Origin of the sequence: Psychrobacter sp. P2G3, from assembly GCF_001593285.1 — a bacterium.
Classification (GTDB): domain Bacteria; phylum Pseudomonadota; class Gammaproteobacteria; order Pseudomonadales; family Moraxellaceae; genus Psychrobacter.
Window position 1 is genome coordinate 150,685 of sequence record NZ_CP012529.1, and the last position, 26,678, is coordinate 177,362.

Annotated in this window: 22 protein-coding genes; 18 read left to right on the plus strand and 4 right to left on the minus strand. The window is 38.8% G+C overall.

The window, feature by feature from the left end:
- The first annotated feature begins 438 nt into the window (after positions 1-438).
- The 10 genes from pseB to AK823_RS00685 all read left to right on the plus strand — a co-directional run bounded on the left by pseB (position 439) and on the right by AK823_RS00685 (position 11,377).
- Positions 439-1,437 carry a UDP-N-acetylglucosamine 4,6-dehydratase (inverting) gene (gene pseB, locus AK823_RS00640; protein WP_068325426.1) on the plus strand — a complete coding sequence of 333 codons (999 nt, stop codon included), beginning with the start codon at positions 439-441 and terminating at the stop codon, positions 1,435-1,437.
- Positions 1,437-2,609, plus strand: coding sequence for a UDP-4-amino-4,6-dideoxy-N-acetyl-beta-L-altrosamine transaminase (gene pseC, locus AK823_RS00645; RefSeq protein ID WP_068325428.1), 1,173 nt, complete (start codon positions 1,437-1,439; stop codon positions 2,607-2,609). The genes pseB and pseC overlap by 1 nt, the downstream gene beginning before the upstream one ends.
- Positions 2,602-3,306, plus strand: a complete 705-nt coding sequence (gene pseF / locus AK823_RS00650) for a pseudaminic acid cytidylyltransferase (RefSeq protein ID WP_068325430.1) — start codon at positions 2,602-2,604, stop codon at positions 3,304-3,306. Before pseC ends, pseF begins: the two co-directional genes overlap by 8 nt.
- Positions 3,306-4,436, plus strand: a complete 1,131-nt coding sequence (gene pseG, locus AK823_RS00655; protein ID WP_068325435.1) for a UDP-2,4-diacetamido-2,4,6-trideoxy-beta-L-altropyranose hydrolase — start codon at positions 3,306-3,308, stop codon at positions 4,434-4,436. The genes pseF and pseG overlap by 1 nt, the downstream gene beginning before the upstream one ends.
- An 8-nt stretch (positions 4,437-4,444) precedes the next feature.
- Entirely contained in the window at positions 4,445-5,035 is a 591-nt protein-coding gene (pseH, locus tag AK823_RS00660; protein WP_068325436.1) for a UDP-4-amino-4,6-dideoxy-N-acetyl-beta-L-altrosamine N-acetyltransferase, read from the plus strand.
- A 64-nt stretch (positions 5,036-5,099) separates the two neighbouring features.
- On the plus strand, positions 5,100-5,345 hold the full coding sequence (locus AK823_RS00665; RefSeq protein ID WP_068325438.1) for a hypothetical protein: 246 nt from the start codon (positions 5,100-5,102) through the stop codon (positions 5,343-5,345).
- Entirely contained in the window at positions 5,332-6,690 is a 1,359-nt protein-coding gene (locus AK823_RS00670; RefSeq protein WP_068325441.1) for a class I adenylate-forming enzyme family protein, read from the plus strand. The genes AK823_RS00665 and AK823_RS00670 overlap by 14 nt, the downstream gene beginning before the upstream one ends.
- 19 nt (positions 6,691-6,709) lie before the next feature.
- Positions 6,710-7,435, plus strand: coding sequence for an SDR family oxidoreductase (locus tag AK823_RS00675; protein WP_068325443.1), 726 nt, complete (start codon positions 6,710-6,712; stop codon positions 7,433-7,435).
- A 25-nt stretch (positions 7,436-7,460) separates the two neighbouring features.
- A complete protein-coding gene (pseI, locus tag AK823_RS00680; RefSeq protein WP_068325445.1) occupies positions 7,461-8,498 on the plus strand; it encodes a pseudaminic acid synthase in 1,038 nt (345 codons plus the stop codon).
- A 29-nt stretch (positions 8,499-8,527) separates the two neighbouring features.
- The gene (locus AK823_RS00685) at positions 8,528-11,377 is read left to right on the plus strand and encodes a hypothetical protein (RefSeq protein WP_068325447.1); all 2,850 of its coding nucleotides are present in this window, start codon (positions 8,528-8,530) and stop codon (positions 11,375-11,377) included.
- 224 nt (positions 11,378-11,601) lie between these two features.
- Here AK823_RS00685 and AK823_RS00690 read toward each other — a convergent pair whose 3' ends face one another.
- The 3 genes from AK823_RS00690 to AK823_RS00700 all read right to left on the minus strand — a co-directional run bounded on the left by AK823_RS00690 (position 11,602) and on the right by AK823_RS00700 (position 15,434).
- A complete protein-coding gene (locus AK823_RS00690) occupies positions 11,602-13,338 on the minus strand; it encodes a hypothetical protein (protein ID WP_068325449.1) in 1,737 nt (578 codons plus the stop codon).
- Between the two features lie 44 nt (positions 13,339-13,382).
- The gene (locus AK823_RS14330; RefSeq protein ID WP_068325451.1) at positions 13,383-14,231 is read right to left on the minus strand and encodes a CatB-related O-acetyltransferase; all 849 of its coding nucleotides are present in this window, start codon (positions 14,229-14,231) and stop codon (positions 13,383-13,385) included.
- Positions 14,232-14,444: 213 nt separating this feature from the next.
- Complete coding sequence (locus AK823_RS00700; RefSeq protein ID WP_068325453.1) at positions 14,445-15,434, minus strand: hypothetical protein; 990 nt, start codon at positions 15,432-15,434, stop codon at positions 14,445-14,447.
- Positions 15,435-15,576: 142 nt separating this feature from the next.
- Here AK823_RS00700 and galE point away from each other — a divergent pair, with 142 nt between their 5' ends.
- From galE to AK823_RS00720, 4 genes are all read left to right on the plus strand, one after another.
- Positions 15,577-16,635 carry a UDP-glucose 4-epimerase GalE gene (galE, locus tag AK823_RS00705; RefSeq protein WP_068325454.1) on the plus strand — a complete coding sequence of 353 codons (1,059 nt, stop codon included), beginning with the start codon at positions 15,577-15,579 and terminating at the stop codon, positions 16,633-16,635.
- 99 nt (positions 16,636-16,734) lie between these two features.
- The gene (locus AK823_RS00710) at positions 16,735-17,619 is read left to right on the plus strand and encodes a UTP--glucose-1-phosphate uridylyltransferase (RefSeq protein ID WP_068325456.1); all 885 of its coding nucleotides are present in this window, start codon (positions 16,735-16,737) and stop codon (positions 17,617-17,619) included.
- Between the two features lie 19 nt (positions 17,620-17,638).
- Entirely contained in the window at positions 17,639-19,306 is a 1,668-nt protein-coding gene (pgi, locus tag AK823_RS00715) for a glucose-6-phosphate isomerase (RefSeq protein WP_068325458.1), read from the plus strand.
- 47 nt (positions 19,307-19,353) lie between these two features.
- A complete protein-coding gene (locus AK823_RS00720; protein WP_068325461.1) occupies positions 19,354-20,727 on the plus strand; it encodes a UDP-glucose/GDP-mannose dehydrogenase family protein in 1,374 nt (457 codons plus the stop codon).
- Positions 20,728-20,831: 104 nt separating this feature from the next.
- Here AK823_RS00720 and AK823_RS00725 read toward each other — a convergent pair whose 3' ends face one another.
- Positions 20,832-22,313 (minus strand): phosphomannomutase/phosphoglucomutase, encoded by a 1,482-nt coding sequence (locus tag AK823_RS00725; RefSeq protein WP_068325463.1) that lies wholly within the window; start codon positions 22,311-22,313, stop codon positions 20,832-20,834.
- A gap of 156 nt (positions 22,314-22,469) precedes the next feature.
- Here AK823_RS00725 and mazG point away from each other — a divergent pair, with 156 nt between their 5' ends.
- The 4 genes from mazG (at position 22,470) to folK (ending at position 26,676) form a co-directional block, all read left to right on the plus strand.
- Positions 22,470-23,351, plus strand: coding sequence for a nucleoside triphosphate pyrophosphohydrolase (gene mazG / locus AK823_RS00730; protein WP_068325464.1), 882 nt, complete (start codon positions 22,470-22,472; stop codon positions 23,349-23,351).
- The gene (locus AK823_RS00735; RefSeq protein ID WP_068325466.1) at positions 23,348-23,722 is read left to right on the plus strand and encodes a ComEA family DNA-binding protein; all 375 of its coding nucleotides are present in this window, start codon (positions 23,348-23,350) and stop codon (positions 23,720-23,722) included. Before mazG ends, AK823_RS00735 begins: the two co-directional genes overlap by 4 nt.
- A 166-nt stretch (positions 23,723-23,888) precedes the next feature.
- On the plus strand, positions 23,889-26,162 hold the full coding sequence (gene pcnB, locus AK823_RS00740; protein ID WP_068325468.1) for a polynucleotide adenylyltransferase PcnB: 2,274 nt from the start codon (positions 23,889-23,891) through the stop codon (positions 26,160-26,162).
- Complete coding sequence (gene folK / locus AK823_RS00745; RefSeq protein WP_068325470.1) at positions 26,155-26,676, plus strand: 2-amino-4-hydroxy-6-hydroxymethyldihydropteridine diphosphokinase; 522 nt, start codon at positions 26,155-26,157, stop codon at positions 26,674-26,676. Before pcnB ends, folK begins: the two co-directional genes overlap by 8 nt.
- Positions 26,677-26,678: the final 2 nt, after the last annotated feature.

The window sequence follows — 26,678 nt, forward strand, 5'->3', positions numbered from 1 at the left end:
TTTTATTGTAGCGAATTGTCATGAATAACAAGATCTTAGTAACTGGTGGCGCTGGTTATATTGGCTCACATACCTGTATAGAGCTGCATAGGTAGGATAGTATGATCTTTTAAAAATTATTCATAAAGAACTGTATAGGAACAGCTCTTGGAATATTGTTTTGATAGATACTTACAATATCCGAAACAAGCAAATAAATCATGCTGTTACTGTTATATCCCCAATTAAAGCGTAGTTAAAGAAGCATTGTTAGAAAACAATCATATCTCATATAATGTTAACCTATATAACATTCTCAAGACGTGAAAAGAATTACTAGATAAAAATGTCGAAATAAGTATATTAAGCGACTATTAAAATTATCTTGAAAAAGTATAGTGACACTTCTACAATTGAGTGTTTTTATTTAAATATTACGTGAATTAAGGTTAAGAATAAATGTTAAGTAACTCAACAATTTTAGTAACTGGTGGTACAGGCTCTTTTGGTCATAAATTTATTCCAATGACACTTGAAAAGTATAACCCTAAAAAAATTATCGTATTTTCGCGTGATGAAATGAAGCAATGGGAAATGGCTAAGCTTTTTCAAGATGACCCACGCGTGCGTTTCTTTATTGGCGATGTTAGGGATAAAGAAAGGCTTTATCGAGCACTAGATGGGGTCGATTATGTTGTACATGCTGCTGCTACAAAAATTGTTCCAACTGCCGAGTACAATCCCTTTGAATGTGTAAAAACCAATGTACATGGAGCTATGAACTTAATTGATGCTTGTATAGACAAAGGCATAAAGCGAGTAGTTGCATTATCAACTGATAAGGCAAGTAGCCCTATTAACCTATATGGTGCTACGAAGCTTACCTCTGATAAATTGTTTGTAGCAGGAAATGCTTATAGTGGTCAGCATCCTACACAATTTGCTGTAGTACGTTACGGCAATGTCATGGGTTCACGTGGATCGGTTATTCCATTCTTCTTATCGATTAAAGAGAAAGGTGAGCTACCTATTACAGATGACCGTATGACACGTTTTATGATTACTTTAAAAGAAGGTGTAGAGCTTGTATGGCATGCTTTTGAAGACATGGAAGGTGGAGAGATCTACGTTAAGAAAATTCCATCAATGAATATTATGGATGTTGCTAAAGCTGTAGCACCAGAAGCTCAAACTAAGATTATAGGCATTAGACCGGGTGAAAAATTACATGAGCAAATGATCGGTGCTGAAGATTCTTACTATACTTATGAGTACGCTGAGCACTTTAAGATATTACCTACCATTAACAACTGGGGTAATTCACCAGAACGTGTTAAAGATGGCAAAAAAGTCCCAGAAGGTTTTGTTTATTCAAGTGATAACAATACTGAATGGATGCCAAGGAAAGAGCTTGAGTCTTGGATACAAGAAAATAAAGATAGAATTGGTAAAATATAATGAATTTCATACCGTATGGTCGCCAAAATATCACTAAAGAAGACATTAATGCCGTTGTAGAGGTATTAGAATCGGATTTTCTTACTCAGGGGCCAAAGGTTCCTGAGTTTGAAAACTCTATCAAAGAGCAGTGCAATGTTGAATATGCTTTGGCAATGAATAGTGCAACATCTGCTTTGCATGTAGCATGTTTGGCTTTAGATGTTGGCAAAGACGACATTGTTTGGACGACACCTATTACATTCGTAGCGTCAGCAAACTGTGCCTTGTACTGTGGCGCTATTGTAGATTTTGTAGATATTAACCCTAAGACTTACAACTTATGTGCTCAAGCTTTAAGGGAAAAGCTGCAAATTGCTAAAGCAGAAGGGGAACTACCCAAAGTAGTTATTCCTGTACACTTATGTGGTCAGCCTTGTGATATGGAAGGGATTTATGAGCTTTCTAAAGAGTATGGCTTTTCGATTATCGAAGACGCATCACACGCAATAGGTGGTAAGTACAAAGATGAGCCAATAGGTAATTGTCAGTATTCTGATATTACCATATTTAGCTTTCATCCAGTCAAAATTATTACGACTGCTGAAGGTGGTGTTGCTACGACTAATAGTAAATATTTAGCACAAAAGATGGACTTGCTACGCAGTCATGGTATTACACGTGATTCTGAGTTGATGACTAACGAACCAGATGGTTCTTGGTATTATCAACAAGTCATGCTTGGATTTAATTATCGCATGACTGAAATGCAGGCTGCATTAGGTGTATCACAAATAAAGCGTCTCAGCACTATCACTGATAAACGTCATCAGCTTGCCAAAAATTATGACAGCTTATTAGCTGAGCTACCCATAATAACGCCTTATCAGCATTCAGATGGATATTCGGGATTACATCTCTATGTAATACGTCTCAAAACCAACCAGATTCAAAAATCTCATAAAGAGGTTTTCGATGAGTTGCGGGCTGCTAATATTGGTGTAAATCTGCATTATATTCCAGTGCATTTACAGCCCTACTATCAGCAGAAACTAGGGTTTAAGATGGGCGACTTTCCTGAAGCGGAGTTATATTATTCTCAGGCGATTAGTTTGCCAATGTATCCCGATTTGACAGAAGAGCAGCAAGCTTATATCGCTCAAACTCTGAGGAGTATATTGAACCATGGCTAATATTGCAGTCATTCCTGCACGAGGTGGAAGTAAAAGAATTCCAAGAAAAAATATAAAAGAGTTTTGTGATAAGCCTATCATTGCTTATGCTATAGAATCCGCTATCAATAGTGGATGTTTTAGTGAAGTTGTAGTGTCTACTGATGATCACGAAATTGCACATATCGCAAAGAAATATGGAGCAAGCGTTCCATTTATTCGACCACAAGAAATTTCGGATGACTTCGTCGGAACTAATGCTGTAGTTTCGCACTGTTTAGATTGGTTTGAGGAAAAAGATATCGTCTTTGATTATGTATGTTGTATATATGCTACAGCTGCATTTATTAACAAAAATATCATTCAATCGGGGTATCAGGCTATATGTTGTGAAGAGTATGACTATGCAGCTACCGTGACTAACTATTCAGCGCCTATTCAAAAGGCTATGTATATAGATGATGAAACTAGTACTCTGGTAATGCGCGAAAAAGCAGCTTCAGAGGCACGAAGTCAAGACTTACAACCTTTTTATCATGATGCTGGACAAATATATTGGTCTACACCTGAGTTCTTTAGAAAAGATGCTAGAGTTTTTTTAAATAGAGTCTATCCAATAGTAATACCAGAGTATTTAGCTCAAGATATTGATACTCCAAGTGATTGGATAATAGCTGAGGCATTATTTCAAACTTTAATAAAAGATAGTAACCTTTAATGAGTACATATATTGCTTTTCGAGTAGATGCTTCTTCTGAAATTGGAACTGGGCATTTAGTGAGGTGTTTAACATTAGCTAAGAGGTATCTTGACAAAACCGATTATAAAATTGTATTTATAACTAATGAATTGCCATCTACTTTGCTGAGCTTATTTGCTAATAAAAAGGTTAACTTGTTACAAATTGATGTCAAGCATATTAGAGAGAGACCAGTTTGTGAGAATTTAGTCAATAATTGGGAAGAGGATTTATTAGAGACAGTAAATATACTTAGCAGTAATAATATAAGAAAGGTAGACCTATTTGTTGTAGATCATTACGGTCTGGACTATAAATGGGAAGAAGGGATCAAAAGTATTTACGATACAAAAACTCTGATTATTGATGATTTAGCTAACCGGAAGCACTCGGCAAACATCCTTCTTGATACAAACTTACATAATAATTCATCTGTAAGATATAAAGGATTAATAGGAATAGATGTATTGTGTTTGTTTGGCCCGTCTTTCGCATTATTGCGAGAAGAGTTTTTAGAGTATCACTCTCAGGTTAAAGTCTCTAATAAAAGCGTTATAGCAATGTTTGGTGGAAGTGACCCTACAGGAGAGTCATTTAAACTATTAGATGCAATTGTTGATTTCAATAATAAAGATTCAGATTTATTATCAGGGTTAAAAATATATGTTGTAGCAGGTAAGGCAAATAAGCATATAGAAAAGATTAAGCACTTCAAAACTTTGAACTTGCAAAGTGTAGAGATATTTGACTATATCGATAATGTGGCTGAGCGTATGGCAGAGTGTTCATACGCGATAGGTGCAGGTGGTACTTCAGTATGGGAGAGAATGTGTTTAGGTGTACAATCCTTTATAGTCTCTGTTGCTGAAAATCAACTCGAAGCCTCAAAGTACCTAGATAGTCTGGGATATGTATCATTTATAGGTGAATCAAATGAAATAGCTTCAAAGGATTATTTAGAAATATTATATACAATCGCAAAGTCTAAAAGTGATTCATTCCTGATTTCTGATCCAGAGCTACTAAAGCAGATAGTTCCAGGAAATGGGTGTGAGTTAGTAGTTAATAAGACTATAGAGTATTTGAATAGAAGTTATATACTTAATTGAGCAATGCTATGAAATATCCAAAGAATGAGTTTAAACCTTTTACCTATGAGTTGCTTGAGCTAGTTCGTGGTTGGAGGAATGAACCACGAATAAGAAATAATATGTATTCCACTGATATAATTGGTCGAGATCAACAGGTGGAGTGGTTTGAGAAAATGGTTGAGGACCCAAGTAGGGAGTATTTTGTATATTTCCAAAACGATAAACCGATTGGCTGCTTAAGTTTTACATCTATAAATAATGAGGATTGTCAATGGGGATGCTATCTTGGAGAAGAGAGAGTTTGGCCTGGTTCAGGTATTATTTTAGCAGTAGCAGCTCTTGATTATGCTTTTAAAGGTATTGGTGTTGAGCTTCTAGAGGCCGAGGTTCTAGAGTTTAATAAGTCACCTCAACAAATGCATCAAACATTTGAGTATCCAGAATCTTATATTAAGGAAACTAATGCTATAAGAGATGGTAAACAAGTAAATGCTATAGTGTATAAATACTCGAGGGAAGCTTGGGAAAAAAATAGAGACAACGTACTTGATAAGTTCCCAATAAAGTTTAGACACGCGGCAAATCACATTTTCTTTAAGGGTAAGCTTTTATCTTAAAGCGGGATAGGGCTATAGTATTATTAAATAACTGAATCAAAATCGTATAGATAGGAGCATGTAAATGAACGACTTAAAGCAGCTTATTATTGATAAAATCAACGAGGTAGCTGAGCAAACGGATAGTGAACTTGTAGATAATCTGAATGATGAAACTGTCTTACTTGAGAGTGGTCTCTCGTCACTCGGTTTTGCAATTTTAGTGGCTACACTAGAAGAAGAGTTGGATTTTGACCCGTTTAGTGAAATGGATGATGCCGTTTACCCTCGTACATTAGCAGAATTTGTAAAGATATATGAAAGAAATTAATCAATCAACAAAAAGCAATCTAGCCTTTCTTATAAGTAGGATAGAGTCTGATAGACCGTTAGTATCGTTCAATGATAAGCTTATTGACGTTGGTGAGTTAATTGATTGTGCTCACGAATTGAGAGCTGGAACTCTCAAGGATCTATTTAATCAGGATGTAGCAGTCTGTATTAGTGATTCGCTAACATATATTCAATCATTAATAGCTTTAGATGGCTTCGCTAAAAGTATTTTGATATTACCACCTTCCTTAAATAGTGATATAGCTGCAGCTTTAATAAAAGAAAGTAGTTGTGCTTATTTATTTGACGGAAAATCACTAAGTAATTTGAATGAGTCTGGTATACCTGAAACTAAGGTACAAACTGCAGCTTCAAACAAGCTTAAAACAAATTGGATTCTGGCTACGTCAGGTACTACTGGAACACCAAAGTTAATTTATCACACTTTAGGAAGTTTAATATCAACAACAAAACAAGATATATCTAGAGGTAAAGATTACTGTTGGGGCTTAGTTTATGAACCGACAAGATTTGCAGGCCTACAAGTCCTATTACAATCTTTAATATCTGGTTCTAAGCTTGTTATTCCATCGTCTAACAATTTCAACGAGCAAATCTCTACCTATATTGAGGGAAAGGTAAACGCTCTCTCGGCAACCCCTTCATGGTGGCGTAAATTACTAATGCTACCCAATAGTAATTTAAGGTTAAAAGTCATTAGCATAGGTGGTGAAATTGTTGATCAGACTCTATTGAATCAGTTACTACAAACCTTTCAAAGCGCTAAAATCACTCATATTTATGCATCAACTGAAGCTGGAGTTGGTTTTTCAGTTAAAGATGGTAAAGCAGGCTTTCCTATCGAATGGTTAGAAGAAAGTACTGACTCAAAAGTAAAGCTTAAAGTTTCTAATGAGGGACATTTACTGATTAAACCTCGAGCAAGTGCGTCTGGTAAAGCAATGAATGAAAGAGTTAACGCTGACGGGTTTATTGATACGCAGGATCTAGTTCAAATAATAGACGACAGAGTTCTATTTAAAGGTAGAAGTAATGGAGCTATAAATATTGGGGGTAGCAAAGTACAACCCGAAGAAGTCGAAGAAGTTATACGACACCATCCACAAGTTAAGGATGTTTTAGTTTTACCTAAAAAGAGTGCACTGATAGGCGAATTAGTACAAGCAAAAGTTGTCATAAAAGATGAATCTGTAGATAAAAAACTTCTAAAAAAGGAAATAATTGAGCTTTGTAAATCTTCTTTAGAAGGCTACAAAGTACCAGCATTGATATCTTATGTCGGTGCATTAGAGTATAACTCTACAGGCAAACTAATACGTTAATGAAGTAGAGGATATTGTTGTGAATGATAAGACGGTAGTAGTTACTGGTGGTACTAAAGGTTTAGGGTTAGCAATTGTTGATCGGCTTTCTGAAGAAGGTTACACAGTTGTTGCGATAGGTCGTACCCTCTCAGAAGATTTGGAGAAACTAATTCAGGTTTCTTCTAATATAAAGTTTATAAGTTATGATTTTTGTAACACTGATAATATTAAAAGTTTAGCTAAAGATATAAATAAAAAATATGGCCGAATTTACGGTCTTGTTAATAATGCTGCATTAGGAAATGATGGGATTCTTGCTACTATGCATGAGACAGATATTGAAGAAATGTTAAAAGTCAATATTCAAGCTCCTATTCTACTCACCAAGTATTTAGTAAGGTCTATGTTGTTAAACCAAGAAGGAAGAATTGTAAATATATCTTCTATAATTGCTTCAACAGGATTTAATGGATTGTCTGTATATGCAGCTTCCAAGGCTGCTTTAGCTGGGTTTACTAAATCATTGTCAAGAGAAGTTGGTAAGGCCAATATTACTGTGAATACAGTATCACCTGGTTATATGAAGACTAAGATGACTGAGGGTCTTGAAGGGGATAAGCTGAAAAGTATAGTTCGACGTAGTCCTCTCGGTAGGCTCGCGAGTGTAGAAGATGTTTCAGATGTCGTTTCTTTTTTATTGAAAGATAGCTCTAAAAGTATTACAGGGTCAAATATTACTGTAGATGCAGGTAGTACTGCATAACATATTAGAAATTAGGATAAAAATAATGAATATTTTAGGAAGAAAGATTGATGAAAATCATCCTCCATATATCATAGCAGAGATGTCGGCGAACCATAATGGCTCAATAGACAATGCAAAAAAAATAATATCAGAAGCTAAAAATTGTGGTGCAGACGCTGTTAAGTTACAAACTTATTCTGCTGAAACAATAACAATTAAGTCAGATAGGCCTGAGTTTTTAATCAAAGAAGGTCTTTGGGAGGGTCAAACATTATTTGATCTTTATAAAAGTGCTGAGATGCCATGGGATTGGCATAAACCCTTATTTGAACATGCTAAAGAAGAAGGTATTACAATCTTTAGTAGTCCATTTGATTTTACGGCAGTTGATCTTCTTGAGGATTTAAATACGCCTGCTTATAAAATTGCTTCTTTTGAAGCGATTGATATACCACTTATAAAATACGTAGCCTCTACTAAAAAACCAATGATTATCTCAACTGGTATGGCCAACCTAGAAGAAGTTGAGGAGGCTATAGAAGCAGCTAAAACGTTTGGTTGTCAAGATTTGGTGATTTTACATTGTGTGAGTGGTTACCCAGCTGACCCCCGAGATTACAATCTAAAAACGATACTCGATATGCAAAAAAGGTTTGGTGTAATGATTGGACTTTCTGATCATACGATTAGTAATACTACAGCTATAGCTAGTGTGGCACTGGGGGTTAAAGTAATTGAAAAACACTTCACTATGGATAGGAATGGTGGGGGAGCTGATGACAGTTTTTCTTTAGAACCACAGGATTTAAGACAGTTATGTAGTGAAAGTAAGATTGCTTGGGAGGCGTTAGGAAAGGTTAGTTACGGGAATAAAGGTGAAGAAAGTAAGAATTTACAATTCCGTCGATCCCTGTATGTTGTGAAAGATATTGAAAAAGGTGAAAGGTTTACTTCTGAAAATGTTAGGTCTATTAGACCCGGGTTAGGTTTAAAACCAAAGTTTTATGACAAGATTATAGGTAGTAAAAGTAAAACCAACATTGAAAAAGGTACTCCGCTCTCTAAAGATCTCATATGTTGAGACTGACAACTACGTAGGTATATAACTCTGTGAAAAGAAAATTAAAGAAACTCTTCCAAAATCCTAGAAAATCTTTGGTAGATACTTATAAAAAAAGAAGCTTTCAGATGATTGATACATCTGAAAGCTTCTTGAAAATAAATTTTAGCTCAATTGATTTTAAATTAACTGAACTAATTCCAGACCTCAAGAAAAATGATAAAGAGTTATTAGCAGATGTCTCAAACTCTATCATTAAACTAAATGAACATCAGTTCCAAAAATCATTTGAGATTTTACATTTTGAGCTGTTAAGTAGGGTACAGGATTTTGATAGCAATGACTTTACTATTACGAGGTTTGACGGGTGGTGCTCGGCAGTTTGTAACCTGACAGGCATGTACTGTTACGCTAATCAGCGTTTTCTTGATCAAAAGGGATTAATATTTCCTGATGAATACTATGATGATTTAGAGCAAACTCTGAAACTTGGTATTGAGAGTTTAATTCAAAAGCAAGGTCCGGTTAAAAACTTAGCGGAATGGCAGAAAATAGATGAATCCTATTACAAGAGTTCAAGAAAATCACTTGCAAACGCATTAAATTATTTAGCAAGAGAAGCCTATGTCTATTCTCGCTCATCATTTAAGGACGGTTACAGTCTTTTTCTAAATCGATATGACATATTAGCACATAGCTATACTTTTGCTAGTATAAATATTGTTGATGAAGATGACGAGCATTTAAAAAATCTCTATAAAATTCATGATGATATTAAAGTATATTTATCGAATAAGAGTAACCAGACGGTTGGGAAAGGATTATTCATTCAAAATCAAGACATATTTTTTAAAAAAATATTTTATGTTTTTGTGAACTTATCAGTAAAACTTTTTAAAACCGATGATGTTGTTAGATTTAAAGATTGGTTTTATATTCCAACTGCCAACGCTCCTTTTAAGGTTGATATAACACCTTTCTTACCCGTAATATTTAATCATATTCAAGAGTTTCCTTATTTTCATGAGCGCTTCTCTACAGTAGTCGAAATAGAGTCTGTCTCTATGCGTCTATCAAAGATCAAATATAAAATTGATACAGGGCAGCTTGGATATATTAATATAGAACAGCCTTTTTTAGACAAAATTAATAACATGCATTTAGGCGATATATATAATTTACTTAATGTTTTGACGTTTGTTTCTTTTAAAGAAAAAATAAAAATATTGCCATCGATTAAAAAAAGACTGAGAAATTTAAAGTATAGTGATGGTCATAATATTAATTATTTAGCTAGAGTTATTCAAAGTCAAAACACTGAAAATGACATTGAAAATCAAAAGGCATTAAATGAAGCCTATGCTATATCTGTATCAGGGTTTGATAGTGAAGTGAGTAATTGCGATGACAGTGTATGTATAGAAAATAATAATGTTGTTTTATTTGCATTAAATCAATGCCGTATTACTGCTCCTATGATGTCTGGCATTTCCAAAATTCTTTATGACTCTAATTATAAGTTTTTTAATTTAGAAGAGCATTATCAAATTAGTCATACAGTTCCTAAATGGCCATTTTCAGTAACATTATCTTCAGATTTTATGAGCTGTGTAGGAGTTCCTTCAGAACCAAAGGAGCTTTTAAACAAGGGTTGGTTAGTTGATCTAGAAAATTCAATTTTGAAGTTGGATGGTATCAATTATTACCAAGGGATGTATGAACGAGTTAGTAGAGTTCTTAAGGTGTTTAATGTGCCTTGGCACCTTCCAGTAGCTAAAACATATCTTAATATGTGGTTAATACAGATAGATAGAGTTATATATGCTCTAAAAGAAGTACGTAAAGTTGCAATTGAGAAAAAATTAAAAATAATTTTAGTTAGCACTCAGGCGCATTTTGTGCCTTGGTTTGCGCTCAAAACATTTGCAGTCAATCATAGCAATGAATTTTCACATGTTACTTTAAGTTCAAGTTATGAGAATTGGAAGTCAAATGTTGGTGGTAGACCTTTATCAACTTTAACATTTATGAATAACTCCCAGCAAGCTTATCCTAGTATTCCTGCATTTGGAAGTTATAGTAGTTTTGAAACTTGGTATAAAGACTATTATATCGCCTTCAAAGATTATTGGGATTCTGAAAGACTTGTATTAACTTCGATGAAAAGATCTGGAACGGTAGAGCCAAGCTTGAAGACTGATGAATTATATTCAAGGCTGAAACTTGCAAAGGCGAGTGGTAAAAAAATATTTTGTGCTATAGGTAAAATACCTTATGATTTAGCCGTACCTTATCAAGGAGGACCTGCACATAATGATATGGGAGACTGGTTAAATCATTCAGTTGAAACTATTGAAAATAGTGATAATTTATTGCTAATTAAACCTCATCCGCATGAATTAAAAACTGAAATTTCTGGTAAGCCAATTGAAGGCTTCTTGGATATGATTAAGAGTAAAGACTCTCTTAGAAATACAGTGCTTTTACCTCATCTGGGTGTGAATTTACAAGATCTCTTCGAATACGTAGATGTATTTATATGTTGGAATGGTTCATCAATAGCAGAGTTAGGTGCACAAGGCAGGAAGGTCATAGCTTGCGATGACTGGGCTAAATACAACTATCCTATAGATGTTTATCTACCAAAGAATAGACCTCATTATTGCAATATACTAGAAGGAAAGGTTGAAGTAGAAATGAGTTCCGAGTTCTTTGAAAAAAGTGAGGCTTATACAGTTTATCTTACTCAAGCACCATTTGCATTAAAATATAAATTCGCTACACGCTCTTCAACAAATATTAGGTTTAATGAGGCTAAAATTCAATTAAAAGCTTTTAATGAAATTGGTTTTAAAAAATTAGCAGTTAGAAGTGATGAAATACTACAGTGTTTTTCGTAGTCATATGTACTCTTATGGTCGCTATAGTAGATTCGCCCTAAAAAGAACATAGCGCTACTAGAATGAGTTTTGCGCAGCCTCTGGGGACGCAGCATGCAAGTAAAATTTATATCAGTAGCGCTTTTAAAGATATAACAGTTTTACTTTCAGCTGACTATATGTGAATAGTAAATGAAATATAGTAAGATAATTAATTATACTTTGATTTAAGATTCGAAAAGTCATTACTGCAAAGTATTTCTTATTTTCAATACTAGGCTTTCTTTATTTCCTAGGGGAGTTGCGGTAACATGGCTGATTGTAGAGTGCCAAATATCGTTTCCAGCTGCATCAATTCTCCAATTAACATCACTAGTATTACTAAACATAAGCCCTTGTACCTCTAGCGCACCAGCCAGTTCAATAATGAAGTTACATGGTGATACTATTATATCTAAACAAGAGAGTAGGGCAGCCACATTTTCAAAATCATTCATTAAATCCAACTCTGGAAAGTTGATAATATCTATAGAGTAGTTGTTTTTTACATACTCTATATCATTTTCGTATGAGCCATATTGTAAATTGATGAATAATACATCCTCGGTCTTAAATATAGGCTCCATTTGGGTCACATCTAAATAATGAATGTCTCTTGTGAAGCTCCTCAAGCTACTCTTCCACGATATTCCAACTAGCTTTTTATTCGAGTAAAGTGATAGTCTTTTTTTCCAGTGCTCTATTAAATCAGGATTTGCTTTTAATGTAGCACTATTACTAAAGTCAGAAATATTAGACCTTAGATTTTTCAATATATCTAAGTTTGTGATCAGTTGTGTTTCTTTCTTTATTTCGTTATAGGTATTGTTGTCTAACGCGGTACTTAGAAACTTGGTAGGAAGATTGCAATATTTATTTATATTTTCTGAGCTAATACTACCTCTTACTGATCTATAGCAAGGTACAAACTTAATATTAGGGAAGGATCTCTGAAAAAGAGATAGCAGTCTAGGTTCACAAGTTATTTTAAAGTTTCTTATTTTTGAGTTAACCTCGTTATAAACGGTTGACCATCGAATCTCATCACCAGGACCCCATATTGCAAGAACCAGTGTCTCTTGTTGAGGGTTAAGCTTTTCTAATTCATTGTTATAGTTTAATTCTTTACTGTTTTTTAAAGTCTTAGACGTTTTGTTATCAGCAGCGTACATCCATCCTTTTTTGAAATTACCAATTCCAAAGTACATATTACGTAAGACTAAACTGTTAACATTTATGTTACTCTCATCCTTTAAAAATACATCGTATGCCTTGTTATAATCCCCTACTTCACAGTAAGTTCTTAATAACCCATTAAAAGAATCGGAGTCGTTAGGAAATTTTTCAAGTAAGGTGTTGTATTTTTCTATGGCTTGCTCAAAATTCTGACTCCATAAATTAAAGTACGCAAGCCATAGTAGTCCTTTTTTTGTCTCTGGATCGACTATGTAAGCATTGTAAAACTCAGAACTCGCTTTATTTGAGTTTAGCTCTAGATGTATCCGAGCTTTACATATTTTGAATCTTTGAATATGTTTATTCGTTAGTCTAATATATTTATTAGTTTTTTCGTATTCTAACGTAGATAGTGCTGTAGACACAGTATGATATAGAAATAGATTAGTGTTTAACCAAGTATATGAACACTGAAACAATTTTTTGTATGTTATTAAATTGTAGTAGGGGGTGTAGTAGTCAGGTCGTATTGTTAATGCGGCGATGTATGAGCAGTTAGCTTTTTTGCTTTTACCAAGTAACCTGTAGATATCGCCAATGAGTAGAAAGCATTTTGAACTTAAATTTCTTTTTTCGCCTAGTGAAAGTCTTTCGTCAACTATGACAGTCTTGATTAGATAAAAATAACTGGTTAAACTTTCAGAATTGAAAAGTTTTTCTGATTGAGTTTTAATAATCTCTATTTGGGTTTTGTAATATTCTTCCATTCTAAGTCTCTTGTTTTTGGAATGGTTTTAGTGTTAATAAAACTTTAAGAATCTTTCTTATTAATCAAGATGCCTAGGTTTATTGGATTTTGATAATCTGTTATTGACGATTGAGTGGATGGTGTTGAAATCTTTCTGAACTCATGATGTAAGTCTATAGCTGAATCTTCTAATGATGCAATTACTCCTTTAACCTTCAATTCTTCTAACTGAGAGACAAAGATTTCCGGATTTAAGAAGTCTAAGCCTTTAAAGTCTGTATATTTATATTTCCACCATTCCGACGATAGAAGATTTTCAATCAAGTCATCACTAAACCTATATTTTTTAATTACTGCGGGTGAACCTGCTACTACTGCATAAGGTGGAACATCTTTAGTAACAACAGACCTAGCTGCTATTACCGCGCCATTGCCTATAGTAACACCTCTTTTTAAAAGAACACCCTCACCAATCCACACATCATTACCAATGGTGGCAAAGGCGAAGTTTATTTTTAGTCCAGGAGGCTTTTTTGGAAAATCTATGCTGATATCTTTTTCAAATATTCCAAATGGTGCAGCTCTCGAGTAACAGAAACCACTCATACTTAAGCGATCGACGGGGTGGCTTGACCCCATAATCTTTACATTTTCTGCGATAGCACAATAACGTCCTATTTTCAAATCTTGAGGTGGGAAATAGCTTTTTGTATAAGAGAATGAGCCAACCGAACCTAATCTTGGTCCAACGAAAATACCAGAATAAGGTTCAATTAGGGCTTTTCCTGTAGTATTGTAAGGTTTGCCAATCTTAAGCCAAGAACTAGAATAGTTTCCTTTAGAATTTAAATAAACTTTATGCTTTATTAACAAGTCCATATGAGTTTGCTCAAGAGTAATTATACTGCTCATTTTTTATCCTTACAAAAATTAATAGATAATGAAAGACTAGGTTATAAGATTTATATGATGTATTCTTGATACAGTTAGTCACCTACTAAACGAATCTGAGCTACGTAAAATGAACACTTTAAAATATAGAGACTATAGTTATATTTGTAGTATTGCCATTGTATTTTGGTTCAAGTTAAAGCTCTGATATTGACATAGTAATATTTTTTATTGTTAACTTATTAATAGCACATAATAAATAGTTAGATTGAACAAGACATGCCGAAGGTGCTTTATTCTTATCTCATTCTCATCCTCTGTTAACCCCCAACCATAATAAAACGGTCGCCCTAATACGGTGACCTTTTTTCCTCTGAGTAATGCCTCAAACCCACCTAATGAAGTAATCGTATAGACATGATCAATTGTCTCTAAAGCATCCACTAAATGAATAGATTGGATGAGTATAAGACAATCTAACTCAGTGAGCGTGTTGATAAGAGATGGGTCATTAAGGGTCATTGGATGCGGTTTGATTATGATCTGCGCCTCAGGATTTTCTTCAATGGCTTTATTGACTACATTAAGCAGCGTAATGCCAATGCCGCCACCGTATTTCAATGAATCATCATGTGGTACCTGTCCTAATACCAACACTCGCTTCTTATTCTTAACCCCATATATTGGTGCGACATCCACATAGGGCTGATGATTGTATTTGCTCACACGTTTTGATACGTAATAATCGAGCATCTCCTGTGCTAATGCCTCATCATAACCGTCCTGCTCAAAGTCAAAATTGGCAATTAAATCTGTTAAATCGTTTGGTCGAGTGGTATCAAAGTAGGGCGCTTGACTGTCCATGACGATAGATAATGGCGGAGCACCGCTCTCATCGTCAGGGCCTGAGCGAATAAAGCCATCTTCCAAAAAAAACACATCTAAATCTTGTTCACGTATATAGTCAATGAAATAATCAGGTGCTTTATAACCCCAGATGTAAATAACGGGATTGACGCGCTTGATAAAGGGCTTTAACCATAGCTCAAAGTAACGTTTATTAAAATGTCGCTGGATTTGAATATGCGCTTGCTCCAATACCCAGTCCCCAACGATATCTTGCCAAGGTAGCATACCGACTACTAACGCTAGACGCTGCTTTGGCTGGCGATAGTGCTTATAATAGCCTAATAACAGTGGCTGGATATAAGAATTGAATTTCATAGTATGGTTAGCGCCCTAGTGGATGAAATATCTTATCTTTAAGAGACTGGATGAATTGTGTTGGCAATATAGTGCGATTCTCAGTATAGTTGCCTTTATAATTATAATAAATGTATGTTTTAAAAACGTCTCGGCTGATTTTATGAAAAACAAGATATTAGTAACTGGCGGTGCGGGCTATATTGGCTCTCACACTTGTATTGCGCTGCATGAAGCAGGCTATGATATTGTAGTATATGACAATCTATCTAACAGTAGTCGTGAAGCTATCAACCGTGTCTCTACTCTTATTGGTCAGTCGATTGAGTTTATCAAAGGCGATACGCGAGATGCCGAGATGCTCAAACAAATCTTTGTAGCGCATCAGTTCTTTGCTGTGATCCATTTTGCAGGGCTAAAAGCAGTAGGTGAGTCTGTTGCCAAACCTTTACTATATTATAATAATAACGTCAGTGGTAGCATCACCTTACTTGATGTCATGGCACAGTATAATGTCAAGAATCTAATTTTTTCGTCCTCTGCGACTGTCTATGGCGATCCTGAAACCGTACCTATCGATGAGAACTCAAAGCGCTCTTGTACCAATCCTTACGGACAAAGCAAACTTGCCGTCGAGCACATCTTAGAAGACTTATCAGTATCAGACAAGAGCTGGAATCTGATTTCTTTAAGATACTTTAACCCAGTAGGATCTCACCCATCAGGACAGATCGGTGAAGACCCTAACGATATTCCGAATAACTTAATGCCATATATCTCGCAAGTAGCGGTAGGCAAGCTTGAAAAGCTCAGTATTTTTGGTAATGACTATCCTACTGTAGATGGTACTGGTGTACGTGACTTTATCCATGTCACTGATTTGGCGCAAGGTCATGTCGCAGCGCTGAATTATTTACAGCAACAAGCCGGCTCTAAAAGCGGTTCGGATACAACTGGCTCAGTTGGCTTCTTGCCTATTAACTTAGGGACTGGTAAAGGCACCTCTGTCTTAGATCTAGTTGCAGCGTTTACCAAAGTCTCTAAACAGCCTATTCCTTATAAATTTTCTGCCCGCCGTGCCGGTGATATAGCCAGTTGCTATGCTAGTGCAGATAAAGCCAAAGATTTATTAGGCTGGGAAGCCAAACTGTCAATTAATGAGATGTGTCAGGATACTTGGCGTTGGCAAAGCACGAATCCGAATGGTTATAATGAAGCCTAAGCTTTATTGAGCTATCGTCATCTACGGATGATTGCTTGCTGTTTTAACTTATCGATTTAACTTTAAACTCACTTTTCTTATGAATATAGCCAAACATATATGAAAAATATCACCCACGCCGTTATTCCCGTCGCAGGCTTTGGCACTCGTATGCTGCCACTATCTAAATCAGTGCCGAAAGAGCTATTGCCTTTAGGTAATCGCCCCGCCATTCATTATGTCGTTGAAGAAGCGATCGCTGCCGGTATCAAGCACATTGTACTGGTTGGCCATGCGCAAAAAAGTGCGATTGAAAACTACTTCGATATCAATGCCGAGCTGGATAACCAATTGCGTCATAAAGGTAAGGACGAGCTGGCCGATAGTCTCAACTGGTTACCAGACGATGTGACGGTATCGATGATACGTCAGGGCAAGCCACTAGGGTTGGGTCATGCGGTATTGGCAGCACGTCCCATTATAGGCGCGCATGATTTTGCTGTCTTGCTACCAGATGTCGTCCTTGACCCGTTTACCACTGATATGTCTGCTGATAATTTGGCCTTTATGATTGATGCCTTTGCTAAAGATAGTCATTCGCAAATATTGGTAGATAAGGTCGCCGATGAAGATGTGCATAAATACGGTATTGCCCAATTAAATGAAGCGTTTAGTGCTGCGAGCGATATCGATGATAAAACAGATGTGAATGCTAGCTTTAAAGTCGCAGGCTTTGTAGAAAAGCCGAGCTTAGCAGATGCGCCATCTAACTTAGCGGTGGTCGGTCGTTATGTATTTAGCAATCAAATCTTTGACTATTTGGCTAATACCAAAGCCTCTGTCGGCGGTGAGATTCAGCTGACCGATGCCATTGATGCGCTGATTAGCGAATACGGGGTTAATGTGACGACGATGCGCGGCGATAGCTATGATGCTGGCGATATGCGTTCATATATGCAGGCTTTTATCTATTTCGCCCAGCAACAATTAGCAGAAGATGAATAGCTGATGGGTAATAACACTAATGAATAGTATCAAGGAAGATAGCGCATATAACAACGCTCGCAGCTCTAAGTATTGGCAACAGTTGCAAACGCTAGCGGCGCAGCCGTGGTCACTTGCGACATTGTTCGCACAAGATGATGGGCGTGCGACGCGCTTTAGTACGCAAGAGGGTGCGCTATATATGGACTACAGCAAGCAATGTATCGATGAGACGGTGTTATCTAATCTGTTGAGTCTGGCTGATAGCTGTGATTTATCTGCCCGTATTAAAGCGCTCTTACAAGGGGCGATGGTCAATACCAGCGAAGAGCGTGCGGCTTTGCATACGGCGCTACGACTGCCAGAGACCGCAGCGCTACAAGTTGGTGAGCAAAATGTGGTCGCCGATGTGCATCGTAGTCTGGCGCAGGTAGCCAGATTATCCGAGCGTGTCCGTAGTGGCATATGGCGCGGATTTTCAGGCAAGGCTATCACCGATGTGGTCAATATCGGGGTTGGTGGTTCTGATCTGGGGCCACTGATGGCGACCACTGCGCTTGATGAGTGGGCAGATACTGATATTGAAGTGCACTTCGTCTCGAACATGGATGGTACCCAGCTTGATAATTTGCTCAAGCACTTAAATCCTGAAACCACCTTATTTATTATCTCCTCCAAATCCTTTGGTACCATTGATACCTTGTCTAATGCTAAGACAGCACTGTCATGGCTGCTTGCTACCGCCAAGCTGCGCGCTGGTACGGAAGACAGTGTGTTACGCCGCCACTTTATTGGCATATCGGCTAATGGTGACAAGATGAGCGCTTGGGGTATCCACCCTGAGCATCAGCTACAGCTTTGGGAGTGGGTTGGCGGTCGTTTTTCTTTATGGTCAGCGATTGGACTCGCTATTGCTATTCGTATTGGTATGGCGGGGTTTAAAGCGCTATTGGCTGGCGCTCATAGTATGGACGAGCACTTTGCGCAGGCTGATTTTGCCGAAAACTTACCAGTATTGTTAGGCTTACTTGCCGTTTGGAACAGTACTTTTTTACAAGTGAACGCCCATACCGTACTGCCTTATGATGGACGTTTAAGCTATTTGCCCAGCTACTTGACCCAGCTTGAGATGGAGAGTAATGGTAAGTCGGTTACTCAGCACGGTGATCATATTGACTATGATACCTGTCCGATTCTGTGGGGCGAGATAGGATCTAACGCGCAACATGCTTTTTATCAGTTGCTACACCAAGGGACGCAGCAGGTCTCTTGCGACTTTATCGCTTGCGTGCGTCGTTATAGTGATAAGGTACACAATGCTTCTTTGCAACAGCAACATGAGCTGTCGTTAGCGAATTGTCTGGCGCAAAGCCGGGTGCTGGCCTTTGGTAATGCTGCGATTGCAGATACTGATGCCAATGCTGTTACTGAGGCGGATAAATATAAATACTATCGTGGTAATCAGCCATCAACGACACTACTTATCGATGAGCTTACACCGCATAGCTTAGGGGCTTTGGTTGCGCTCTATGAGCACAAGGTCTATGTCATGGCCAGTATTTGGGATATTAACCCGTTTGACCAGTGGGGCGTAGAGATGGGTAAGCAAATGGCTGAGTCGGTGCATTATGCTATGCAGCAAGAAGATAGTGGTCAATTTGATACTTCTACTGATCAGCTTTTGCAGCATATCAAGCGTTGGTCTTAATGTTCATCAGATAATGTTATTAGTATAAAAATATTGAAGGTCACTCTATGTCAGTTCAACTGCTTCATCAATCCAAAAATCCTGCAGTTTGTGTGATTGTTGGTCATGGTATCGAAGCTATTACCAGTGCCGTGGTGCTAGCAAGCTTAGGTCAGACTGTACACTTATATGCAGACGTCGAGATGCTAGAGCAGCAGTTGCAGCAATATAGCTTTGAGCGTCATTTGCAGGCGCTATGGCAGATGTATGACCAGCAAGAGCAGATTATCAGTCGAGCGTTGCCAAGCAGTGCTGATAATCTGTTGCAGATCTATGAAATAACAGGTGAAGCATCTCATCTTAATGATGATGATAGCGCCCGCGAACAAAGCTCAGAAGTGGCGCTTTATTGGTTATTTTTAGACAGTATAAAGTCAGTATGGTTGGAGGAGAGCTGGATTACCGCTTTCAATCACAGTCATCAGCAGACGTTGCCTGTGATTATAAGTGGCATTGAACAATTAGGGCATATCTCAGCACTCGCCCAACGCTTGCAACGTGCGTGGGTATACTACATACCGTTTGTCTTCTTACAAGACGGTGATGCTTATAGCTCGATGTTGAATCCTTCATTGTGGCTACTTGGTGAAAAGACTGCGAATAGCAGCAGTCAGCATTTAAGTGCGCTGCAACCTTTGATGAAACAAGCTCGTGCTCGTCATTGTGCCGATATCGCTACGATAGAGTTTGCCCGTAGCAGTATCATGAGTATGCTGGCGACGCGGGTTAGCTTTATGAATGAGATGTCGCGTCTTGCCGATAGCCATGAAATTGATATTCAACAAGTCAGTCACATCATGGGTCTGGATGAGCGAGTTGGTAGCAGTTACTTGCAGGCGGGCTGGGGCTTTGGTGGTAATACCCTGCCTACTGAACTCTTACAATTACAGCAGTCGGGGCAGGCGAGCCGCGTGGATATGCCACTGCTACAGTCAGTTATACATATTAATGAAGATCAGAAAGAGCTGATATTCCGTAAATTCTGGCAATATTTTGATGGCTTTATCGATAACAAGACCGTGATGATTTGGGGTGGTAGTTATAAGTCGGGATCAGGGCGTACTGTAGGGTCTGCAATCCATCCCCTGTTAGCGCTGCTATGGTCTTATAATATTCAGACGCTGGTCTATAGTGACAAAGCGCGTACTGAACTACAGGCACTATATGGTCAGCAGCCTTTATTAGAATTGGTTAACGATCCTTATGCGCCATTGGTTGATACACAAGCGTTATTTATCATGAGCTGGCCTTTAAATAGTGACTTGGATGTGAACCAAATTAATAAGACGGCGCAACCTATTTTTGATGCGCAAAACGCATTAACCTGCACGCAAGTTGAGCGTTTGGTAGGTGGCTACATGGGTATTGGTCGTGCTAAATAACCTGCTTTATTAAACAATTTTATTAAACAATAAAAAGCGCCTGTTAATATCTATGTTAACAGGCGCTTATCTTTTTTAAATTCACATTTTTCCGCAAAAAACTCTTAAGCTAAAACAGCACCTTGTGCTTCAAGCCACTCTTTTATTTCTCGTATCTTACCGGCTAATAACTGCTCATCACCACGAGTTTCGATATTCAGCCTGATCAGCGGCTCGGTATTCGATGCGCGCAAATTAAAACGCCACTCCCCAAAGTCGAGACTTAAGCCATCAAGCGTCGATTTGCTTGGGTTCTCAGCGCTAAACTTATCCTCGATAGCGCTGATGATGGTTGGCGCGTCATTTGTGGTGAGACGAAAATTTAGCTCACCTGAGCTGGGATAAGCTTTGATATAGCCAGTGACCAACTCAGATAGCGTCTTACCAGTATTGGATAATAGCTCAATAGTTAATAGCCATGGAATCATGCCGCTGTCGCAATAGAAAAAGTCACGGAAGTAGTGATGAGCAGACATCTCGCCGCCATAGACTGCACCTGACTCGCGCATGACTTGCTTGATAAATGAGTGCCCAGACTTACTGATGACTGCCTTGCCATTATGTTGTTTGATGACTGCTTCGGTATTGTATATTACCCGGGGATCATAGACGATGGATTCGCTTGGATACTTGTTTAAAAACGCTTGTGCCAACATCCCGACCACGTAGCTACCATCAATAAATTCGCCGCTTTCATCGAATAAAAAACAGCGGTCAAAATCTCCGTCAAAGGCAATGCCCAAATCGGCTTTGTTTGCCAGTACTGCTTGCTGGGTAGCCACTCTATTAGCTTCAATCATAGGATTGGGAATGCCATTGGGGAAGCTGCCGTCTGGCGTATGATGCAGTTTAATCACTTCAATGGGTGCGCCAGCTTGTGCCAGCTTGTCAATTAATAAATCAACGACGGGGCCTGCACTGCCATTACCTGAGTTAATCACTAACTTCAGAGGTTTGAGCTTGTCAGTATCTATAAAGCTGATGACATGATTAACATAAGCGCTTTTATCGTCTAATAACTGTAATTTTCCTGACTTGTTACCAGTGTTAAACTGCCCTGATTCTGCCAATGCTTGAATCTCTGCTAAGCCATCATCAGCGCTAATTGGTTTTGAATGCTCTTTCACCAATTTTAAGCCATTATAGTTAATAGGATTATGACTGGCAGTGACTTCAATACCACCTAAGGCCTGATAATCACTGGTGGCAAAATACACTTCTTCTGTACCGCTCATGCCTAAATCAATGACATCAACACCCGCATCTATAATCCCAGCAATCGTCGCTTGTTTTAACTGCTCGCTTGCATGGCGAATATCGCTACCGATAACGATGGCAGGTTTTAAGTTTTTTAGTTCAGTTGAGCTATCAGCGGCGCTATAACGCTGATATAAAATCTGCGCAAAGGCACGCCCGATACGGTAAGCGATATTTTCATCAAGACTTACTCCAAGCTCACCGCGAATATCATAAGCTTTAAATGAGCTAATCGTAATAGGATGAAATTCAGTTGCTGGCTGGTAGCTAGTGGTCGCAGAAGTAGACATAATGACAAGATTCCTTGCGCTAAAGCAGTGGTAAAATAACGAAGTAGATAGCACAATTATAGGCTATTAAGCGTTCAATGCTACACTAATGACAAAATCGTTATTAAGTTAAGGCGATTATATTCAATAACAACTAAAAGTATAAGAGTATCCTTTATGAGTACTGTAGAAAATAAAATTTCAGCACCCGAACCTGTGCAAGGCACTCCAGAAGCGAGTGGGCAACTTGATGACCTGTTGGCACTGATGGCAAGATTGCGTACTGGCTGTCCGTGGGATAAAAAACAAAGCAATCATAGCCTCATTCCATATGCGATTGAAGAAGCTTATGAGCTGGGTGAAGCGGTACAAAGCGATGATGACGAAGATATCAAAGGTGAGCTTGGTGATGTGCTACTGCAAGTCATCTTTCATTGTCAGATGTACGCTGAACAAGGACGTTTTGACATGGGCGATGTCATTACCACTTTGCAAGAGAAGCTGATTCGCCGTCATCCGCACGTATTTGAGGCTGAAACCCTGAAGGATGAAGGGGCGGTTAAGGAGCGTTGGGATGAAATCAAAGCGGAGGAGCAGCAAGCGCGCGAGGCACGTGGTAAACCAAAGCGGCGTTTAGATAAGACCAAAGCGGGCAGTGCTTTGATGCAAGCGCAGGATGTACAAAAGCAGGCGTCAAAATTAGGCTTTGATTGGGAAGGCATAGCAGGAGCGTTTGAAAAACTTGAGGAAGAAATTAGTGAGTTAAAGGCTGAGCTGACAGAGAAGTCCAACACTGCTGCTAAATATGACATAAGCAAAGCCAATATTAGAGAGATTGAAAAAGAGCTGGGCGATTGTATGTTTGCGCTGGTCAACGTCGCGCGCAAATTGAACCTTGACGCTGAGACAGCGACCCTTACTTGTGTGCATAAATTTAAGTCACGTTTTGGTTATATTGAAGAACAATTAGCTGCTGCTGGCAAGCGTGTCGAGGACAGCGATATAACAGAGATGGATGCACTATGGGAAGCGGCGAAACGACATGAAAGATCGTCATGAGCGCTCATTATAAAGCCTCGTTCATCAACTTAATAACGAACGCTGCGTTCGGCTTCGCTTTGCTTATTATGATGCCAAGTAGTGGGAATGCGGCGCCTTGTTTTGATAATCCGCAAAGTGCGTATGAGTACCTCTTGGCACAAGAGAATGCCAAAACCGAAGCGCGCGATCAATCTACCATCAATATCAATCGCGCCAGCGAAGGTGAGCTGGTTTCACTAAACGGTATTGGTAGTAGTAAAGCCCAAGCGATAATTTTATATCGTGACATGTTTGGCGATTTTAAAACGGTTGATGAGTTAGCAAAGGTCAAAGGTATCGGCGCAAAAACCGTTGAGAAAAATCGAAGTCGTTTAAGGGTGCAACATTAATGGCATTATTTTGCTTTAATTAATCCTAATATTGACAAAATTGCACGTAACTAAATGTCATAACGCACCTACTGCGCGCAAAATTTGTTAAACTAGTGAATACATCCGCCTGATAAACGCTGTGTTGGTCAGGGGTGGTTAAAGAATACCGGCGAGGAGTAGATGCATGGCCGAGCGTGCCGCCAAGCAGTTAGAACTGAATAAATCTGAATTACCCAATTCCATTACTGAAGTGATTGCCACATTAACCCGAGCTGGGTTTGATGCCTATATCGTTGGTGGTGGTGTGCGCGATACCTTATTGGGTCTGCGCCCAAAAGACTTTGACGCTGTGACTGATGCCAAGCCGCATGAAATCAAAGACGTCTTTGGCAAGCGCTGCCGCATTATCGGTCGCCGCTTTCAATTGGCACATGTGTATTCAGGACGAGAGCTAATTGAAGTCGCTACTTTTCGTGGCCCGCCAACGAGTGATGCTAATACCAATCAAGACGGTATGATCTTGCGTGATAATGTTTGGGGCGATATTAAACAAGACTTTTCACGTCGGGATTTCTCTATCAATGCGCTTTATTATCAGCCACTTAAAGGTGTGGTTCATGATTTTTGCGGTGCGCTTGAAGATATTGATAATAAGATCATCCGCCTATTAGGTCATGCACCCGTACGTATCGAAGAAGATCCGGTAAGATTATTGCGGGCGTTACGTTTCAAAGCCAAATTAGGTTTTGAGTTTGATGAAGAGTTGTCTCAGCAGTTCCACGATGATAATTGGGCATTGCTTGAGCAAATATCACCGCATCGTCTTTATGATGAAACGCAAAAGATGTTTACTGGCGGCTATCTAGTGCCACTGTTGCCATTATTGTTTGAGTCGGGTGCGATTGATAGCTTAATCATTTATCCACCTTCTGAGCCAAGTGCCTTAGTGAAACAGGTGGCTATCAATACCGATAAACGTATTGCCGCAGGTAAAAGCATCAACCCAGCGTTTTTCTATGCAGCCCTGTTATGGGAAAACTATCTACATCAGTTAGAAAAAGCTAAAAAGCGCAATATGCCTTTTGCTGAAGCGCAAATGCATGCGGCTGGCAAGGTCATCGACCGTCAACGCATCAAGACTGCTATCCCTAAATTTGCTGAGCAATTTATCCGTGATATCTGGATATTGCAGCCAAAACTTGCAGCCCCGCGTAGCAAGCAAATCGTTCAGCTCTCTGAGCACCCACGCTTTCGTGCAGGCTTTGACTTCTTATTATTACGTGAGCAGTGCGGTGATGCTGAGCACCCGTTATCAGAGTCAACCAACGGTATGGGTGATTGGTGGCAGACTTATCAGACTTTGTCTGAACAAGGGCAGCAGCAAGCGATCGATGAGTTCGATGAAAATATTCGTCGCGGTGCTTATAAAAAAGGGCAGCGCGGACGCAATCGTCAAAAGCCAGATTCAAATACAGCGGATGAGTCGATGTCTAATCAGAACAATACTAAGCGTAGCAAAGCCAATGGCAGTAATGAAAAGCATGTTACCGAAAAGCATAGTACTGAGCAGGCAGTGGTGAACGATTCATCAAACATTCCATCACGCCGTCGCCGCGCCGCAAGTCAGTCAACAGCTGCCAAGCAATCTGATAGCAGTAAAAACAAGGGTTACAACACGCAACAGGTAAAGCAGGACAGTAATGAGCTTGCTCAGTTACAGCAGTTGTCTCTTGCTAGTAGTAGCAATAAAGCATCTAACAAAGGCCATAATGCTAAGCCTGCGCCATTGTTTATAATCGAGCATGAAAAAGTTGTGCCGCCATTACAAAAGCAGCTATCAGGTGCTGATAAGCCTAAGCATAGCCAAAAGCCTGTGCAGAACAAGGCAGCTACTAAGCATGCAACGGCTGAGAAAGAGCGAAATAATCAAGATACAAAATCTGATACTAAAGTTGATCGTTCAAGTGGTGCTCAACAATCTAAGGCAAAGCAGTCAGATTTCAAGCAGTCAGAAGATAAACCTTCTTCTGCTAATACATATCCTGCTCGTTCGGTGGCAAGATCACCGGCGCTAGTCAGTATGAATAACGAGCCGATACCGCATAAGCGTCGCCGCCGTGAGCCTACTGTAGAAAAACAGCCAGCTGATAATAACGACCAAACTGCTGCGAAGTATGCGAAAAAAGCGCCTAAACCAGCAACTCAGTCTAATGGGAAAGCTAATGCTAAAGCTGAGAAAACGGTAGAGCATGTAGAAGCTACGCCAAAAAACAAGGCAAGTACTAATAAAGCGACTACACCTGCGAAAGCGAGAAAATCAGCTAAAACGACAGAAGCAAAGTCTGCTAAAGCCAGCCAAGCTGCTAATAGCAAAGTTGGATCTAGTAATGTGACTGACAATAAAGGACCTGTACCATCGAAACGCCGTCGTCGTCAGCCTAGTACCGATAATGTCTAATATGGATAACCATACGGGTAACGCTCATTGGGTTACTTGCTATATAGGCTTGGGCAGCAACCTAGCTAATGAATTAGGTTCACCTGCAGAGCATTTGCAGCAAGCACTTGCAGTGATGCAAGAGCATGAGAAGATACGTGACGTTCGTGTTTCTTCATTTTATGCCTCAGTGCCTATGGGGCCGCAAGATCAGCCAGACTTTATCAATGCGGTCGCTGGTTTTGAGACGACGTTGTCACCTTTTGAGTTGCTCACATTTTGCCAGCAGCTAGAAGAGCAAGCTAAGCGTGCACGTATACGACGTTGGGGTGAACGCAGCTTGGATGTCGATATTTTGTTGTATGGTGAAACACAAATTGCAGAGCCGCAATTAACCATACCGCATCTTGGACTGCCTGAACGTAATTTTGTCTTAATACCGCTACAAGAGCTAGCACCAGAGCTAGTAATTGCTGGCAAATCGATAGATGATTATCCACAAAGTAAAGATTGGACAGGCTTAAAGCTACTATAGTT

Excerpts from the sequence above, each read along its gene's own strand:
- pseB (WP_068325426.1), top strand. The coding sequence starts at position 439 with ATGTTAAGTAACTCAACAATTTTAGTAACTGGTGGTACAGGCTCTTTT.
- pseC (WP_068325428.1), top strand. The coding sequence starts at position 1,437 with ATGAATTTCATACCGTATGGTCGCCAAAATATCACTAAAGAAGACATT.
- pseF (WP_068325430.1), top strand. The coding sequence starts at position 2,602 with ATGGCTAATATTGCAGTCATTCCTGCACGAGGTGGAAGTAAAAGAATT.
- pseG (WP_068325435.1), top strand. The coding sequence starts at position 3,306 with ATGAGTACATATATTGCTTTTCGAGTAGATGCTTCTTCTGAAATTGGA.
- pseH (WP_068325436.1), top strand. The coding sequence starts at position 4,445 with ATGAAATATCCAAAGAATGAGTTTAAACCTTTTACCTATGAGTTGCTT.
- AK823_RS00665 (WP_068325438.1), top strand. The coding sequence starts at position 5,100 with ATGAACGACTTAAAGCAGCTTATTATTGATAAAATCAACGAGGTAGCT.
- AK823_RS00670 (WP_068325441.1), top strand. The coding sequence starts at position 5,332 with ATGAAAGAAATTAATCAATCAACAAAAAGCAATCTAGCCTTTCTTATA.
- pseI (WP_068325445.1), top strand. The coding sequence starts at position 7,461 with ATGAATATTTTAGGAAGAAAGATTGATGAAAATCATCCTCCATATATC.
- AK823_RS00690 (WP_068325449.1), bottom strand. The coding sequence starts at position 13,338 with ATGGAAGAATATTACAAAACCCAAATAGAGATTATTAAAACTCAATCA.
- AK823_RS14330 (WP_068325451.1), bottom strand. The coding sequence starts at position 14,231 with ATGAGCAGTATAATTACTCTTGAGCAAACTCATATGGACTTGTTAATA.
- AK823_RS00700 (WP_068325453.1), bottom strand. The coding sequence starts at position 15,434 with ATGAAATTCAATTCTTATATCCAGCCACTGTTATTAGGCTATTATAAG.
- galE (WP_068325454.1), top strand. The coding sequence starts at position 15,577 with ATGAAAAACAAGATATTAGTAACTGGCGGTGCGGGCTATATTGGCTCT.
- AK823_RS00710 (WP_068325456.1), top strand. The coding sequence starts at position 16,735 with ATGAAAAATATCACCCACGCCGTTATTCCCGTCGCAGGCTTTGGCACT.
- pgi (WP_068325458.1), top strand. The coding sequence starts at position 17,639 with ATGAATAGTATCAAGGAAGATAGCGCATATAACAACGCTCGCAGCTCT.
- AK823_RS00720 (WP_068325461.1), top strand. The coding sequence starts at position 19,354 with ATGTCAGTTCAACTGCTTCATCAATCCAAAAATCCTGCAGTTTGTGTG.
- AK823_RS00725 (WP_068325463.1), bottom strand. The coding sequence starts at position 22,313 with ATGTCTACTTCTGCGACCACTAGCTACCAGCCAGCAACTGAATTTCAT.
- mazG (WP_068325464.1), top strand. The coding sequence starts at position 22,470 with ATGAGTACTGTAGAAAATAAAATTTCAGCACCCGAACCTGTGCAAGGC.
- AK823_RS00735 (WP_068325466.1), top strand. The coding sequence starts at position 23,348 with ATGAGCGCTCATTATAAAGCCTCGTTCATCAACTTAATAACGAACGCT.
- pcnB (WP_068325468.1), top strand. The coding sequence starts at position 23,889 with ATGGCCGAGCGTGCCGCCAAGCAGTTAGAACTGAATAAATCTGAATTA.
- folK (WP_068325470.1), top strand. The coding sequence starts at position 26,155 with ATGTCTAATATGGATAACCATACGGGTAACGCTCATTGGGTTACTTGC.